The organism is Halorubrum sp. CGM5_25_10-8B (genome assembly GCF_005435095.1).
GTDB lineage: Archaea > Halobacteriota > Halobacteria > Halobacteriales > Haloferacaceae > Halorubrum > Halorubrum ezzemoulense.
This window is the reverse complement of sequence record NZ_SGTY01000008.1, coordinates 76,320-90,879: the sequence shown is the minus strand read 5'-3', so window position 1 is coordinate 90,879 and position 14,560 is coordinate 76,320. Positions and strand designations below refer to the sequence as shown.

Here is a 14,560-nt window from a genome sequence, read left to right as displayed (position 1 = left end):
GATCCGTGTACCTCGACGCATGGCCCTCCACGCAGTCGAAAACGTCGAGGAAGCGCTCGGTGTCACTCGAGCGTTTCTGACGCCCGTCACCGTGCGCCGCTGGCTGAAGCTCGCGGTCGTCGTGTTCTTCGTCGGCGGTGGCGTGAGCTTCCCGACGACACAGTTCAGCACGTCGGCTCCGACGGGAGAGGTTTCTCCCGGCGAAATTCCCTCCGGGCTCCCGGTCGAGCTGCTGACGCTCGCAGCCGCGGTCGTCGCCGTCGGCCTCCTGCTCCTCGGGCTGTTCGGCCTGGTCGGAGCGGTCATGGAGTTCGTGCTGATCGAGTCGCTCCGCACCGGCGAGGTGTCGCTCCGACGCCACTGGCGCCGACGCTGGCGGCAGGGGATCCGCCTGTTCGGGTTCCGAGTCGCGATCGGACTCCCGATGCTCGCGCTGTTCGGCGGCTGGGTCGCACTGCTCGCCGTTCCCGTCCTGACCGGGCGCGACCCCGCGCGCTCCGCCACGGCGTTCCTCGTCGGGATCCCGGTGCTGGCTCTCATCAGCGCCGGGTACGCGTTGGTCTCGGGGTTCACGACCGCGTTCGTCGTGCCGCTCATGATTCAGTCGGACTCGGGCGTCGTCGCGGCGTGGCGTCGCCTCTGGCCGTCGGTCAGGGCGGCGTGGAAACAGTACCTGGCGTACGTCGCGGTCGCGTTCCTGTTGACGGTCGCCACCGGGGTCGTCGTCTCGATCGCGGTCGCGCTCGTCGCGTTCGCGCTCCTGGTCCCCGTCCTCGTCGCGGTCGCGATCGTACACGCGACCGTCTCGGTGACGTCGCCGCTCGGACTCGCCCTCCTCGTCCCGCTCGCGGTGCTGTTCGGCGTCGCGTTGCTCGTCGTCGGGACGCTCTCACAGGTCCCCGTCGTGACGTACCTCCGGTACTACGCGCTGCTCGTGCTCGGCGACATCGAGGAGTCGTTCGACATCCTCGCCGACGGGCGGCCGTCGACCGAGGATCGGTGACGAGGTCGCTCCCCCGGCACCGAGCGTCGAGCGACTCCGTTTCGGGGCCGCTCGCATGCGAGAGCCCCGGGTCGGTGGAACGGATCGAGCACTTCGCCGACCGCGTCCGCGTGATCGCCGCCGCGCGTGCGTCTCACGCTCTCGGGCCGGGTGCCGGGGCGGGCCCCGCCCGAGGCGCCTCGGAGGACGGCTCCGAGTAGGCGATGACGGTCAGAACAGCGACTCCAGCTCCCCGTCGCTATCCATCAGCTCGGTGAAGCGGTCCTCGCTCTCGTCGGTGATCTCGCCCAGATTCTGTTGCGCCTCGACCGCGACCTGCTGAAGCTCCTTCACTCGCGGGACGTTCGTCACGCCGCCGAGCAGGACGAGCCCCGCGACGATTCCCTCGCCGCGTCGCGGGTAGTCGCCGCCGCGGACCTCCATCGACCCGGTCTGTTCCTCGAGCCACTTGCGACCGTGCTCGATGCCCTTCCGGTTGAGATACTCCGGCGGCCCGGCGACGACGAGCAGCGCCCGCTCCGTCCCGCTCACCTCACACGGCAGAGTGAGCCGACCGAGCGTCGCCTTCCGGACGAGGCTCGTGATCCGATTGGTGGCCTCCGTGCTGTCGATCCCCTCGTTCGAATCGTTGCCGAACCGCGAGAGCAACCCCGACCGCTTCGGTTCGTTGACCTCGACGTCGGCGTACCCCAGCGACGAGATGCCGCCGCCCTTGAGCGTGTTGATGATCTCGGAGGAGTCGACCACGCTCTCGGCGACGTCGCTCCCCTCGGTGATTTCGCCGGCGCTGAAGAGCACGCCGAACCGCTGGACCAACTCCCTGTTGATCGCGTCGAACCCTTCTCCGACGGACTCGCCCGAACTGCGCCACGCGTCGTTGTCGAACAGCATGAGGTTGTCCACCTCGTCGACGAACGTCTTGAGCGAGCGGGCGGCGTTCAGCGTGTAGATCCCGCCCTCGTCGCTGCCGGGGAGGATGCCGAGCCCGTAGACGGGTTCGGTGTAGATCCGTTTGAGGTTCTTCGCGATCACGGGTGCGCCACCCGATCCCGTCCCGCCGCCCAGCCCCGCAACGACGAGGAACGCGTCGATCTCGTGGACCGGCACCGAGTCGAGCGCCCCCTGGATCTCGTCGATGTCCTCCTCGGCCACTTCCGCGCCCAGCTCGTTGTCCGCGCCCACCCCGTGGCCCTTGACCCGCGATTGCCCGATCAGGATCCGGCGGTCCTCCGGAAGGCGGTCGATCCCGTTGAGGTCCGCCTTCGCCGTGTTGACGGCGATCGCTCCCCGAACGATGTCTGCGCCCGTCTGTGCGTCGTAGGCCAGGAACTCGTCGACTACCTTCCCACCTGCCTGTCCGACCCCGATCAATGCGAGTTTCACGTGAACACACCGCATGTATCTACGCGGGTCGGACTGATAAAGGTTAGAAGCCGCCTCAGCGTAGCGTGAGCGACTGCTTCCCCGGTACAGGAAGCCGCGGTGTTCACAGGCGGGAGTGGCGTCACGAGTCGTCGTCCGCGGACGCGTCGGAGTCGCGCTGTTCGGTCGACGGATCGGCACCGACGCTCGGACCGTCGGCAGGAGTCGCCCCGGTGTCGTCGTCGCCGCCTTCGTTACGAGCCTGCTTGAGTGCGTCGACGGCGCTGTCCGTCGATTCGACCCGGGTTTCGGTCACGCCGCTCGGATCGAGTTTCGGCTCCGCTGCGGCCTCGGTGCCAGTTTCGTCGGCGGCCGAGCTGTCGGTCTCGTCGGCGGCCGGGGTATCGACCTCGGCGTTCGCGTGTGGGTCCCCGTCTCCGTCGGCGTCGCCGTCGCCGTCGCCGCCGAGGCCGAGCCACGATCTGAGTGTGTCAAGCAGTCCCATCGTTAGTAGTGTTTAAACAGGGCCGCGCGAACGTCGTCTTTGGTGCGCGCGGTCTCGACGCTCCCGTCCGGCAGTTCGACCTCGTAGCGGGCGTCGCCGTCGGCCGAGTCCCACTTGTCGCTGTGCGTTTCGAGCAGGCTCAACATCGCGTTGAGCTGACCGTCGTCTCCGGCTTGGTCGCCGGCGTCGGACTCGGCAGCGGTATCGCTCTCGTCGCCGCCGTCCTCGGCGTTGTCGTGGTCCGCTTCGGGACTACCGTCGTCGTCGTGGTCCGCTTCGGAACCGCCCTCGGCGGAGTCGGTGTCTGCTCCGGAGCCACCGTCGTGGTCGGCGTCGGGTAACTCGACGTCGACCGGCGCGAACGGGGCCGTGTAGCGCCGTTCGGCGACGTCGAGGATCGCCGTCACGAGCTCTCCCTTAGTCATGCTGCTGCGGCCCGAGACGTCGTACTCCGCAGCGATGCTGTACAGGTCCATCGGGTCGTCCGGGTTTGCGTCGCTGTGGCGGCGATTACGCTCGCGAAGCCGCGCTTCGAGCCGCTCCCGCGGAAACCCGCCGTCGTCGTCGTCGGCCTCCGATCGGTTGGTATCGACCGCCGCCCGGCGGTCGGGGTCGTCGACGGCGTCGGCGAGGTCGAGGAGGTAGGCCACGGTGTCGCGCAGTGTGACCGAGGTGTATCTGTCGGCGTGCGCGTCGGTGAGCTCTTCGCGCAGCGCGGCGATGCGGTCGCGTTGGTCGTCGGTGATGTCGATCGATGGCATGGGTCAGGACTCCTCGTGGAACCGCCGGAGCGCGTCGTCCCAGCTCTCGACGACCGTTCGATCGCCGGAGTGATCGGCCTCGACGCCGACGTAGCCGCACGCCTCGCACGCGAGCGCCTCGACGCCCGCCAGCGTGAACGCGGTCAGGCTGTCGCCACACCGTGGACAGTCCGGCTCCACTGTTGATCAGTTGAACCTCAGTCGCGGAGTTGTTAAGGACTAGGGTCGGGGGGAACAATGATTACAGTCGGGGCGGAACGCTCCCGTATGAGCGAGGCGACCGACTCGAACCAACTCCTCCGGTACTACCGACGATACATCGGCGACCCCGACCGGACCGTCGACGTGTACGCCGGGTTCGGCCTCTTCTTTGTCGGACTGGTCGCGGGTGCCGTCAGCGTCGTGGTGTTCCTCTACAGCGCGACGTTGCCGGCGGCCTCGTCGTCCTCGTACGCGATCCGCGAGGTCGCCGGCGTCGCCAGCGCGGTCGGATTCCCGGCGCTGCTGCTCGGAATCGTTGTCCTGCTGCCGGTCGACAAGCGGATGCTGTACGTCGCCGCCGCGGGCTCGGTGATCGACCTCGTCGCGGTCGGCCTCTTCGTGTGGGCCTACCCGCAGGACTGGAACGTGACCGTGCCGCCGGACTACAGCGCGCAGGTCATCGCCCTCTACAGCGTCGGTATCGCGCTCGTGGTCGCCGCGACCGGCGCGGCCCTCGTCGCCCACCGGGTCGAGCGCGCGGTCGACGAGACGGGCGAGGCCGAGGCGACCGAGGCGGACGCGGAGGAGACGGAGACCGTCAGCGACGAGCAGGTACGGTCCGACATCGACAGCGCGCTCGACGACGCGGAGCTCTCCTGGGGCGGCGTCAGCCGCACGGAGACGCGACGGCTGAACCTCGACACGAGCGCCATCGACGACATCGACAGCGAGAATCTGCCGGACTCCGGGATCGAGACCCGGACCAGCGACGGCAACGTCTCCGACGCGGTCTCACAGCTACAGGGCCTCCAGGGCGGGGAGGTCGAGACCGCGAGCGGCGAGGGGACCGACGACCAGGCGGCCGCGCTCCGGGAGCTCCGCGAACAGCAGCGCGAGGAGGAGGAGACCGATGCGACCGGCGAGGGGCTCATCGACCGGATCCGCGGGCTGTTCTAAGCATCCTGTCTTCCTACGAAAACTTATGTGGATTCGCTTTGAGGTTAGCGTATGGCCAAGGGACTTGACGTTGGCACGATGAATATTCTCTCCGCGCGTCAGGAAGGCGCAGAAACCGTCTTCGTGCAACAGCGGAACTCGTTCGTCGAGATCGAGTACAGCGACATGGCCGAGCAGATGCTCTCCCGGAGCGAAGTCCTCCACATCCGAAAAGACGATCAGGTGTACGTCGTCGGGGACGACGCGCTCAACTTCGCGAACATCTTCAACCAAGAGACCCGTCGCCCGATGCAACACGGGATCCTCTCGAGCGACGAGTCCTCGGCGATCCCGATGATCAAGCTCATCACGGAGCAGGTCGTCGGCGAGCCGTCGCGGCACAACGAGCGGCTCTACTACTCCAGTCCGGCTGACCCCATCGACTCGGACCTCTCGACGCTGTATCACGAGAAAACGCTGGAGTCGATGCTCGGCGACATGGGGTACGACCCGGAGCCGATCAACGAGGGCATGGCGGTCATCTACTCCGAGCTGGCCGACAACAACTTCACCGGGCTGGGGATCAGCTTCGGCGCGGGGATGACCAACGTCTGTCTGGCGTACTACGCGGTTCCGGTCATGAAGTTCTCTATCGCCCGCGGCGGCGACTGGGTCGACGAGCAGACCGCGCAGGCGACCGGGACGCCGGTCGACAAGGTGACCTCGATCAAAGAGGACGACTTCGAGCTGGACTTCCGGACAGACGTGGGGGGCGTCGAGGGGGCGCTCGCCATCTACTACGAGAACCTGCTCGACTACGTGATAGAGAACATCACCAGCGAGGTCGACGAGGAGGACATCGAGGAGGGCCTCGACGTTCCGGTCGTCGTCACGGGCGGGACCTCGAGCCCCAACGGCTTCGAAGATCTGTTCGCCGACCACCTCGAAGACGCGAACATCCCGTTCTCCATCAGCGGCGTCCACTCGCCGGACGAGCCGATGTACAGCGTCGCCAGCGGGGCCCTCGTGGCCGCCCGCTCCGAAGAGGAAGAGGAAGCCGAAGGACAGGAAGTCGAAGAGCCCGCCGCCGAGGAGTAGCGCCGCCGCGGCTTTTTTTTCGCGTGTCCGAGAGCGCGCAGACTGGAGTCCGCGCGTACTGACGGCTTCGCCGTCGTCCACTGCTCACGCTCGGATACGTGAACCACCCCGATCCGATCCAAATTATAATGAGGAATCGGGTCGTCGGTCGTGAGGTGACACGCGACACCACGCGCCGCGCGGTCCTCGCGAGCGTCCTCGCGGCCGGCAGCGCCGGACTGGCGGCGAGCGACGCGGCCGACCTCCTCGACTCGTTCGCCCCGCTGTCGGGCGAGGCGTGGGACGCCGCCGACCGGTCCCTCCCGGAGACCGTCGAGAGCCCGCACGGGGCGGCGACGGTCGCCCGCGACGAGTTCGGCGTCCCGCAGATCGAGGCGGACGAGGAGCCCGCGGCGTACTTCGCGGTCGGCTACTGTCAGGCGTTCGACCGGCTGTTCGCGATGGATCTCCAGCGGCGGGTGATGCGCGGCCGGCTCTCGGAGGTGATCGGGGAGGCGACGCTCGACAGCGACGAGTTCAACGTCGCGATGGGGTTCGCCGACGCCGCCGCGGCCACGTGGGACGCGGTCGCCGAGACGCGCGCCGGGCCCCTCGTCGAGGCGTTCGCAGACGGCGTCAACGCCGCGAGGGAGGACCTACCGCTCCCGCTGGAGTTCGAGCTGATCGGCTACGAGCCCGAGCCGTGGACCCCCGTCGACTCGATGCTGATGGAAAAGCAGATCTCGTGGACGCTCACGGGGAGCTTCGCCGAACTACGGCGCGCGCTCGTCGCCGACCGCCTCGGATCCGAGCGCGCCGAGACGCTGTTTCCGACGCGGTACGACCACGACGACCCGATCCTCGACGGGACCGAGACGCGGCTCTCCGAGGGGACGGGCGCCGAGAGCCTTCGCGGGGCGGGCGAGCGCGCGCCGAACCTAGAGGCGACCTCGAACGTTGGGGGCGGCGCCGACCCCGTCGACCCCGAACTGACCGACTGGCTCTCCGGCTTCGAGTCGCCGACGGGGGTCGGCTCGAACAGCTGGGTCGTCTCCGGAGAGCACGCCGCGAGCGGGAGCCCGATCGTCGCGTACGACCCGCACCTCTCGCTTCAGGCGCCCCCGCTGTGGTACGAGCAGTCGGTCGACACCCCCGAGCGGTCGGTGCGGGGCGCGACGTTCTCGGGCGTCCCGTTCGTCATCGCGGGCGCGAACGACCGCGGCACGTGGTCGTTCACCAACCTCGGCGCCGACGTGCTGGACTGCTACCGGTACGATATCGACGAGGCGGGCGACCGCTACGAGTACGACGGGGAGTGGCGCCCCTTCGAAGTCGACGAGCGCGAGACGATCCCGGTCGCCGGGGGCGAGGACCGGGAGGTCCGGGTGCGGCGAACCGTCCACGGCCCCCTGATCGAACGCGAGGATCAGACGGTCGGCGTCGCGTGGACCGGCCACACCGCGACGCGCACCACCGTCGCCATCGAGGCGTACGGACGCAGCGAGGGGATCGACGACCTGCTCGACGCGACGCGCAACTTCGATCTCCCCACGCAGAACCTCGTGTACGCCGACGCCGACGGCCGCACGCTCTACTTCGCGACCGGGAAACTCCCGATCCGCCGCACCGACGGCGAGGTCGTCGACGGCGACCGGGTGTTCGACGGCTCCGCCGGCGAGGGGGAGTGGGCGGGGTTCGAGCCGTTCGGTGAATCGTCGTGGGAGGGGTTCGTCCCCTTCGCGGAGAAGCCGCACGCGATCGACCCCGACGCGCTGTCGACCGCCAACCAGCGCCCGATCGACGACCCGATCCACTACGTCGGCGTCGACTATGCGACCCCGTACCGCGGCGCCCGGATCGCCGACCGTCTCGAGGGGACGATCGACGGGGGGGAGGGGTCGACCGACCCCGACTTCCACCGCGCCCTCCAGAACGACGTGCGCGACGGGCGCGGCCCGGAACTCGTCCCCGAACTGGTCGCCGCGGTCCGCGACCGCGACGACCCCGATCCGCCGCTCGTCGACGCCGCGGACGCCCTCGACGAGTGGAACTACCGAATGCGACGGGACTCCCGGGCCGCGCTGCTGTTCGCCCGGTACCTGCCGAAGTTCCGCGAGCGCGTCTTCGAGCCCGCCTTCTCCGACGGCGGCCTCGGCGAGTCCTACTACCCGAGCGACTGGACGCTCGCGCGGCTCCCCGACGACGACCCACTGTTCGAGGGGCGCTCGCGCGGCGACCTCGCGGCCGCGGCCCTCCGCGACGCGCTCGACGAGATCGGCGAGGAGGGTTGGGAGACGTACGGCGACTACAACACCACGCGGGCGATGACCCACCCCCTCGGCGGCGAGGCGGCGTTCCTGAACTACGACGAACTGTCCGCTGACGGCTCGCCCGCGACGGTGAAGAACTACCGCGTCGAGTCCGCGGTCGGGTCGAGCTGGCGGATGGTGGTGCGCCCGGGGACCGACGCGACCGCGGTCCTCCCGGGCGGGAACTCCGGGGACTACTTCTCGGAACACTACGACGACCAGCTCCGGCGCTGGCTGGGTAACGACCAGCGCCCGATGCCGCTCGGCGCGGGCGGCGAACCGGCGGTTCGGTTCGACCCCCCGACGGAGGGGTCGCAGTGAGCGACGCGCCGTCCCCGAACGACGCGCCGGCCCCCGACGACTCCTTGCCCCTCCTCGGACGCGTCCGGACGGAGCCGCGCTCTCACGCGGTCGCGCTCGTCGCCGCGCTGGGAGTCGGCGTCGCGCTCGCGACGGTCCACTGGCTCGGGCTGATCGCCGCCGGCGCGCTCGCGTCGCTCGTCGCGCCGACGGTCCGGCGGGGCGTCGCGTACGCGCTCGGTGCGGGTATCGTCGCGCTCGCGGCGTTCGCGGTCGGTCTCGGTTCCGCGGCCGCCGCGGTGCCGGGGATGCGTCCGGTCGTCTACCTCACGGTCGGCGCGGGACTGGCGCTCCCCCTGTTCGGGTCGCTCGCGCGCGCCGTCGTCTCGTGACTCAGTCCAGCCGCTCCACGCCGGTCACGGTCTCGTCGGTCTCGACGTCGCCCGTGTTGCGCGTCTCGGTGGGTTCGAACAGCAGGATCTCGGCCTCCGGCTCGGCGACGGGGCGGTGGTCCGTCCCGCGCGGGACGACCGTGAGCTCGCCTTCCTCCAGCACAACATTGTCCGCCTCGCGGAACTCGATCCGGAGCCGCCCAGAGTGAACGAAGAACAGCTCGTCGGCGTCCGCGTGGCTGTGCCAGACGAACTCGCCGTCCGCCTTCGCGAGCTTGACCGCCTGTCCGTTGAGTTCGCCCGCGAGCCGCGGGGACCACGTCTCCTCGAACGAGCCGAACGCCTCGGCGAGGGCCACCTTCTCCATACCGCCGATCGGCGGCGGAGCGGGAAAGTCGCTGTCCCCGGCCCGAGAGCTATATACCCCTCCGGAGCCGTCCGGTGTGGCGGATACGTCTCATATAAGCGTTTACAGGAGGTGTCGCCGTGCCGCGACACATGGCAGCGATTCACGCGGACGAGGGGAGCGATCCGATCCGGGCGGCGCGGGCCGCGCTCCGCGTCGAGCGGCGCCGGGTCGTCGACGAGCGCGAGGCGTTCCGGGCGTTCCGGAGCCGCGTGTCGTCGATTCCGGGCGAGAGTGGGGGCACCGGTCCCGCGGACGCCTCCGCGCCCGGCGGGTTCGCCGGCGTCGCCGACGCGATGCGCAGTGCGGTCGGCGACGGGGCGGGCGGTCGCGGCGACGCGGCCGCGGCCCCCGGCTCTCGGCTCGTTACGGTCAGGGACGCGTATCGCGCCACGGTGATGTCGGTCCCGCACTACGCCGAGGAGTACGACGACACCTACGAGCGGAGCGTCGCCGAGGAGTTCGGCCCCGAGCTGGCGTACGCGCTCACCCGGACGGACTGCTTCCGCGAGGAGTACAAGCGGTCGGTGCTGAGCGCCGCCGAGACCGCGGTCCAGGAGCGCGAGGCGTTCCTCGACGCCGTGGAGTCGGAGCTGGAGTCGATCGATCGCGCGGCGTCCCGCCTCGACCCGATCCGGTCCGAGATCGCGGCGATCGACGATGAACTCGGCGACGAGGGGGACGACGCGGCGGCCGGGTTCGGCGCGCTCGACGCCTGCCGGACCCGGACCGCGGCGCTCCGCGACGACTGCGACCGGATCGCCGCGCGCCGCCAGCGCGTGCTCGCCGAGCACACGCGCCGGCTCGCGCTCGACGGCGACCTCGACCTCCCGGGGTACTGCTACCAGGACCTCGACGTCACGTATCCGGTGTTGGCGGCGGTCGGCGCCGTGGGCGACCAGCTCGAGGCGCTCAGAGAGCGGATCGAGCGGGCGATGGCGCTGGCTCGGTGACCGGTCGCCCCGCCGGCTCACCGCCGCCGGGACCCGGTAACATCCGTGTCCGCGCCGATTCAAGTCGGTCCGGGACCTACGGGGTAACATGACCGACGGACCCGACTCAACAGACGGCGAAACCGGCGACGGCCCCGCGCCGACGCCCGGAATCCACCACGTGACCTGCGTGGCCGGCGACCCGCAGCGGAACCTCGACTTCTGGGCCGAGACGCTCGGCCTCCGGCTCGTGAAGCGCTCGATCAATCAGGACGACCCCGGGACGTACCACTTCTTCTACGGCGACGCGGAGGGGACGCCCGGCACCAGCATGACCTTCTTCCCGTGGACGGAGCTCCCGGAGGGCGAGGTCGGCGCTGGTCAGGTCTCGCGCACCGCGTTCCGGGTGCCCGAGGGGAGCCTCGACTACTGGGAGGACCGGTTCGACGAGCGCGGCGTCGACTACGACGCCCGCGAGGAGCGGTTCGGCGAGGCGGTCCTCCCCTTCCGCGACCCCGACGGGCTCCCCGTCGAGCTGGTCGCGGTCGAGGTTCCCGACGACGATCCGACGACGGCGTGGACCGCGTTCGTCCCCAAGTCGGCCGCGATCCGCGGGTTCCACTCCGTGACGCTGTGGCTCGGCGACGCCGAGCGGACCGAACGGCTCCTCCGGACGATGGGGCTGACGGCGGCCGAGACGGAGGCGGACGACGCGGCCGGGAACGAGCGGACTCGCTTCGCGGCTGGCGGCCCGGTCGGGAAGTACGTCGACGTCGTCGAGACGGACCGACAGGGGAGCTCCGGCCGCGGCACGGTCCACCACGTCGCGTTCCAGACACCGACCGACGCCGACCAGTCCGGGATGCGCGACGCGGTCGCGTCGATGGGGCTGCGCCCAACTCAGCAGATCGACCGCCACTGGTTCCGCTCGGTCTACTTCCGGGAGTTCGCGGGCGTCCTCTTCGAGCTCGCCACCGCCGACCCCGGCTACGCGAGCGACGAGCCGCTCGACGCGCTCGGCGAGCGGCTGGTGTTGCCCGGGGAGTTCGAGGGGCGGCGCGAGGCCATCGAGGCCGAGCTCCCCGCCGTGACCGTCCCCCGGCCCGACGGGAAGTTCGCGGCGAACCGCGCTGACTGAGCGGGCGCGGCGAGTCCGTCGCCCTCTCGGCCCCCGTGCCCCCGATCGCCGCGGACCGATCCTTCTAATCGCGCGCGGCCGAACGGTCGCCCATGAGCGAGGACCTCGGCACGCCGGTGTTGGACGACCACCTCCACCTCGACCCCCGACACGGCCGCGGGATCGAGGCCGTCGAGGAGTTCGTCCGGCTCGGCGGCACCCACCTGCTCGTGGTGAACAAGCCCTCGTGGCTGCTGGGCGTCGAGCCGGACGAGCCGGACGACTTCCGGGCCGTCTTCGAGGAGACGCTGGAGACGGTCGCGGCCGCGACGGAGGTCTTACCAGGGCGCGCGTGGCCCGTCCTCGGCGTCCACCCCGGGCTGATCAGCCGGCTCGTCGACGAGCGCGACTTCTCCCCCGAGGCGGCCCGCGACCTCATGCGGGGCGGGCTGGAGGTCGCGAGCGAGTACGTCGCGGAGGGCGACGCGCTCGCGTTGAAGTCCGGCCGCCCACACTACGACGTGAGCGACGCGGTCTGGGAGGCGTCGAACGCGGTCACGCGGCGGGCGTTCGAACTCGGCGCGGAGGTCGACTGCGCGGTCCAGCTCCACACCGAGGCCACGGAGGACCTGACCGACCTCGCCGCAGTCGCCGAGGAGTCGGGGCTGGACCCGTCACGCGTCGTCAAACACTACGCCGCGGGCGAACTCGCCGGCGTCACGCCGAGCGTGATGAGCGACAAGGATCGCCTGGAGCGCGCGGCCGAGGCGGGCGAGCCGTTCCTGATGGAGACCGACTTCGTCGACGACCCGGACCGTCCGGGCATGGTCCTCGGGCCGAAGACCGTCCCGCGCCGGGTGCGCTGGCTGCTGGAGGCGGGACACGACGAGGCGGTCCGCCGGGCGCACGTCGAGACTCCCCGGGCCGTGTACGGGATCGACACCGAAGCGACGCTGGAACGCGAGTCCTGAATCCGAGGATTCACGCGAGTGAGACGGTCTCTCGGGCGGCGATCGATAGGAAAGGCATTTGAGTTGGCCGGGCGACGTACGGGACATGACCGACGACGACGCCGTTGAAACGTTCTATACCGACGAACGCTGGCAGAACTGGCTCGACAGGCTGGCCGAAGAGGAGATCGACCCCGAGAACGAGGACTCCGCGCGGCTCCTCCTGAACCTTCAGGACGACGCCGCGATCGCCGTGGTGAAGGTGCTGGCCGCGTTCGACGAGGACCGCATCGACGAGGACCGCGCCGTCGAGGAGGTCCGCGACATCCGCGACATCGTCCTCGCTGACGTCGAGTTCGACGACGAGGACAAGGTGATGCTGATCGACGGCGTCCAGACCTCGCTCGTCCCCGTCTTCTACGCGGCCGAGGAGTATCTCGTCGGCGGCGTCGTCGACGGCGACGTGAGCGAGTTCGTCCGCGCGGCCGCCGAGGCCGAGGAGGGCGACGACCTCGACGCCGCGCTCGGCTACGTCGTTCAGGCCGGGACGCGCGTCATCGACGGCGAGACGCTCGACATCGAACTCGTCGAGGACTTGGAGTACGGCCTCGTCTCCGAGTGGGTCAACGGGCTCGACTCCCTCCAGTCGGCCATCGAGGACCCGGAAGTCGTCGAGGAAGAGGACTGACGGCGTCGAACCGGACCGGAATCGACGGCGTCAGACGGGTTTACGCACACTTCTGTGGGCCACGCGGATCGGGTCAGAACACTGCCCGAGCGGGCTGTAACTGTTCGGAGAGGGTTGCCCTCGTTCGAACGGGCGTCGACGCGTGGTCGGACAGTGGTTTCGACGGGTTCTACGGACGAGTCCGACGGAACGCGGCTACGGGACCCCAAAATATAATTCTCTCCGTCTCGAAATAGTAAGCAAACAGTAAAGTAAATGTTTTTGGTAAGTTTTTTGCTCGTCGATTCCTTTTCTATTCTCGGACTGAGGCCGAAACAACCGACCGAAAGGTCAGGGAACGCCAAAAATATCACTTCCACGAAACGATGACCGAGACCCAATACGCGGGGACTATCGACTGGGGCGAGTACTGGGACGGAGCCGATGAGGCGGTGCGCGAGGACACGGGGCCGAGCGCGGACCTCGTCGCGGAGCCGTTCGTCGAGTTTCTGGACGCCAATTTCCGCGACGGCCCGGACGCGTACGCCGATGTCGGATGCGGGCCCGGCGACCTCGCGTTCGAGGTCGCGGAGCGCTACCCGGACACGACCGTCGTCGGGTACGACGCCGCCGAGGCGGTCCTCGCGGCGAACCGCGAACGCGCACGCGAAGCCGACCGCGAGGTCGCCTTCGAGCGGGCGGTCCTTCCGGAGTTCGACCCTGACCGCCGGTTCGACGTGGTCTCCTGTCTGTTCACGCTGTGTTACGTGGCGGACATCGCACGGGCGATAGAACGCCTCTACGGCGCGGTGGAACCCGGTGGGTGTCTCGTCTTCAACTACCACAACCGGCTCGCGCGGGCCCACTACAACCGGATCGCGGAAGCGCCGCACGAACACCTCGGCGAGGACGCCGTGTGGGACCCCGAGCGCTTCACCGATCGGTTCGAACTCGTTCTCGCGGGCGAGAACTTGCTTTCGTACGAACGCATCCACGAGGTGTTGGGGGCGTGGCCGCAGAGCGTGTTCTCGCTGGCCGACGACGCCGAGCCGTACGCCGCCCACCGGTACGAACCCCTCGTGTACGTCCCGAAGTGACGGGACCCGAGACGGTGCGACGGTAGACGCGTTTTTGAACGCGCGACGCGTCTGCCTCGTATGGTCTCTCCCGCGGCCGGACTTGCGATCGCGCTGCTCGTCGTCTGGACGGCCAGCGCCTTCGCTCCGTTCGTGCCCAGCGGCGTCCTCGCGGCGCTGACCGTCCTCGCTTACGCGTACACCACCGGCTTCGCCGAGCCGGGGCTCGCCGTCCTGGTCGCGCTCGTCGCCGTCTCGCTGCTCGCCTCCGCCGTCGACCTGCTGTCCGGCATGGTCTCCGGGCGGCTCGGCGGCGCGTCGACCCGGACCGTCGTTGCCGGGACGCTGGTCGGCATCGCGTTGCTGATCCCGCTGGGACCGATCGGACTCGTCGTCGGGCTGGCCGGGACCGTCTTCGTCGTCGCCCTCTACGGGAACGGTGACGACCCCGAGGCGGCCGCCCGGCAGGCGGCGTACGCGGCCGTCGGCGTCCTCGCCAGCGCGTTCGTCCAAGCCGTCATGCTGGCGAGCGTCGCGGTCGTGTTCGCGCTCGCCGTATGGTGAGG

The 14,560-nt window shown here is 69.7% G+C and carries 16 protein-coding genes; 11 read left to right on the top strand and 5 right to left on the bottom strand.

Going from position 1 to position 14,560, the window contains the following annotated elements:
* The first annotated feature begins 19 nt into the window (after positions 1-19).
* On the top strand, positions 20-1,003 hold the full coding sequence (locus EXE51_RS09225; RefSeq protein WP_089308551.1) for a hypothetical protein: 984 nt from the start codon (positions 20-22) through the stop codon (positions 1,001-1,003).
* A 210-nt stretch (positions 1,004-1,213) separates the two neighbouring features.
* Here EXE51_RS09225 and EXE51_RS09220 read toward each other — a convergent pair whose 3' ends face one another.
* The 4 genes from EXE51_RS09220 to EXE51_RS09205 all read right to left on the bottom strand — a co-directional run bounded on the left by EXE51_RS09220 (position 1,214) and on the right by EXE51_RS09205 (position 3,811).
* Entirely contained in the window at positions 1,214-2,386 is a 1,173-nt protein-coding gene (locus EXE51_RS09220; RefSeq protein ID WP_137692555.1) for a tubulin/FtsZ family protein, read from the bottom strand.
* Positions 2,387-2,507: 121 nt separating this feature from the next.
* The gene (locus EXE51_RS09215) at positions 2,508-2,870 is read right to left on the bottom strand and encodes a hypothetical protein (RefSeq protein WP_137692554.1); all 363 of its coding nucleotides are present in this window, start codon (positions 2,868-2,870) and stop codon (positions 2,508-2,510) included.
* A gap of 2 nt (positions 2,871-2,872) precedes the next feature.
* A complete protein-coding gene (locus tag EXE51_RS09210) occupies positions 2,873-3,631 on the bottom strand; it encodes a Rho termination factor N-terminal domain-containing protein (RefSeq protein ID WP_137692553.1) in 759 nt (252 codons plus the stop codon).
* Between the two features lie 3 nt (positions 3,632-3,634).
* The gene (locus EXE51_RS09205; protein WP_080508566.1) at positions 3,635-3,811 is read right to left on the bottom strand and encodes a zf-TFIIB domain-containing protein; all 177 of its coding nucleotides are present in this window, start codon (positions 3,809-3,811) and stop codon (positions 3,635-3,637) included.
* Positions 3,812-3,898: 87 nt separating this feature from the next.
* Between EXE51_RS09205 and EXE51_RS09200 the strand changes: the two genes are divergently transcribed.
* The 4 genes from EXE51_RS09200 to EXE51_RS09185 all read left to right on the top strand — a co-directional run bounded on the left by EXE51_RS09200 (position 3,899) and on the right by EXE51_RS09185 (position 8,846).
* Positions 3,899-4,789 carry a hypothetical protein gene (locus tag EXE51_RS09200; RefSeq protein ID WP_049931007.1) on the top strand — a complete coding sequence of 297 codons (891 nt, stop codon included), beginning with the start codon at positions 3,899-3,901 and terminating at the stop codon, positions 4,787-4,789.
* Positions 4,790-4,840: 51 nt separating this feature from the next.
* Entirely contained in the window at positions 4,841-5,866 is a 1,026-nt protein-coding gene (locus tag EXE51_RS09195) for a cell division protein FtsA (RefSeq protein ID WP_137692552.1), read from the top strand.
* Positions 5,867-6,021: 155 nt separating this feature from the next.
* Complete coding sequence (locus tag EXE51_RS09190; RefSeq protein WP_137692551.1) at positions 6,022-8,475, top strand: penicillin acylase family protein; 2,454 nt, start codon at positions 6,022-6,024, stop codon at positions 8,473-8,475.
* Complete coding sequence (locus EXE51_RS09185) at positions 8,472-8,846, top strand: hypothetical protein (RefSeq protein WP_394334820.1); 375 nt, start codon at positions 8,472-8,474, stop codon at positions 8,844-8,846. Before EXE51_RS09190 ends, EXE51_RS09185 begins: the two co-directional genes overlap by 4 nt.
* Before the next feature lies 1 nt (position 8,847).
* Here EXE51_RS09185 and EXE51_RS09180 read toward each other — a convergent pair whose 3' ends face one another.
* On the bottom strand, positions 8,848-9,213 hold the full coding sequence (locus tag EXE51_RS09180; RefSeq protein WP_137692550.1) for a cupin domain-containing protein: 366 nt from the start codon (positions 9,211-9,213) through the stop codon (positions 8,848-8,850).
* 131 nt (positions 9,214-9,344) lie between these two features.
* Here EXE51_RS09180 and EXE51_RS09175 point away from each other — a divergent pair, with 131 nt between their 5' ends.
* The 6 genes from EXE51_RS09175 to EXE51_RS09150 all read left to right on the top strand — a co-directional run bounded on the left by EXE51_RS09175 (position 9,345) and on the right by EXE51_RS09150 (position 14,558).
* On the top strand, positions 9,345-10,205 hold the full coding sequence (locus EXE51_RS09175) for a hypothetical protein (RefSeq protein ID WP_137692549.1): 861 nt from the start codon (positions 9,345-9,347) through the stop codon (positions 10,203-10,205).
* An 88-nt stretch (positions 10,206-10,293) separates the two neighbouring features.
* Positions 10,294-11,322, top strand: a complete 1,029-nt coding sequence (locus EXE51_RS09170; protein WP_137692548.1) for a VOC family protein — start codon at positions 10,294-10,296, stop codon at positions 11,320-11,322.
* A gap of 92 nt (positions 11,323-11,414) precedes the next feature.
* Positions 11,415-12,272 carry a TatD family hydrolase gene (locus EXE51_RS09165; protein WP_049930995.1) on the top strand — a complete coding sequence of 286 codons (858 nt, stop codon included), beginning with the start codon at positions 11,415-11,417 and terminating at the stop codon, positions 12,270-12,272.
* An 85-nt stretch (positions 12,273-12,357) separates the two neighbouring features.
* On the top strand, positions 12,358-12,939 hold the full coding sequence (locus EXE51_RS09160; protein ID WP_049930992.1) for a DUF2150 family protein: 582 nt from the start codon (positions 12,358-12,360) through the stop codon (positions 12,937-12,939).
* 365 nt (positions 12,940-13,304) lie between these two features.
* A complete protein-coding gene (locus EXE51_RS09155; protein ID WP_049930991.1) occupies positions 13,305-14,015 on the top strand; it encodes a trans-aconitate 2-methyltransferase in 711 nt (236 codons plus the stop codon).
* 60 nt (positions 14,016-14,075) lie between these two features.
* A complete protein-coding gene (locus EXE51_RS09150) occupies positions 14,076-14,558 on the top strand; it encodes a DUF456 domain-containing protein (RefSeq protein ID WP_049930989.1) in 483 nt (160 codons plus the stop codon).
* Positions 14,559-14,560: the final 2 nt, after the last annotated feature.

Excerpts from the sequence above, each read along its gene's own strand:
- EXE51_RS09225 (WP_089308551.1), top strand. The coding sequence starts at position 20 with ATGGCCCTCCACGCAGTCGAAAACGTCGAGGAAGCGCTCGGTGTCACT.
- EXE51_RS09215 (WP_137692554.1), bottom strand. The coding sequence starts at position 2,870 with ATGGGACTGCTTGACACACTCAGATCGTGGCTCGGCCTCGGCGGCGAC.
- EXE51_RS09210 (WP_137692553.1), bottom strand. The coding sequence starts at position 3,631 with ATGCCATCGATCGACATCACCGACGACCAACGCGACCGCATCGCCGCG.
- EXE51_RS09200 (WP_049931007.1), top strand. The coding sequence starts at position 3,899 with ATGAGCGAGGCGACCGACTCGAACCAACTCCTCCGGTACTACCGACGA.
- EXE51_RS09195 (WP_137692552.1), top strand. The coding sequence starts at position 4,841 with ATGGCCAAGGGACTTGACGTTGGCACGATGAATATTCTCTCCGCGCGT.
- EXE51_RS09180 (WP_137692550.1), bottom strand. The coding sequence starts at position 9,213 with ATGGAGAAGGTGGCCCTCGCCGAGGCGTTCGGCTCGTTCGAGGAGACG.
- EXE51_RS09175 (WP_137692549.1), top strand. The coding sequence starts at position 9,345 with ATGGCAGCGATTCACGCGGACGAGGGGAGCGATCCGATCCGGGCGGCG.
- EXE51_RS09170 (WP_137692548.1), top strand. The coding sequence starts at position 10,294 with ATGACCGACGGACCCGACTCAACAGACGGCGAAACCGGCGACGGCCCC.
- EXE51_RS09165 (WP_049930995.1), top strand. The coding sequence starts at position 11,415 with ATGAGCGAGGACCTCGGCACGCCGGTGTTGGACGACCACCTCCACCTC.
- EXE51_RS09160 (WP_049930992.1), top strand. The coding sequence starts at position 12,358 with ATGACCGACGACGACGCCGTTGAAACGTTCTATACCGACGAACGCTGG.
- EXE51_RS09155 (WP_049930991.1), top strand. The coding sequence starts at position 13,305 with ATGACCGAGACCCAATACGCGGGGACTATCGACTGGGGCGAGTACTGG.
- EXE51_RS09150 (WP_049930989.1), top strand. The coding sequence starts at position 14,076 with ATGGTCTCTCCCGCGGCCGGACTTGCGATCGCGCTGCTCGTCGTCTGG.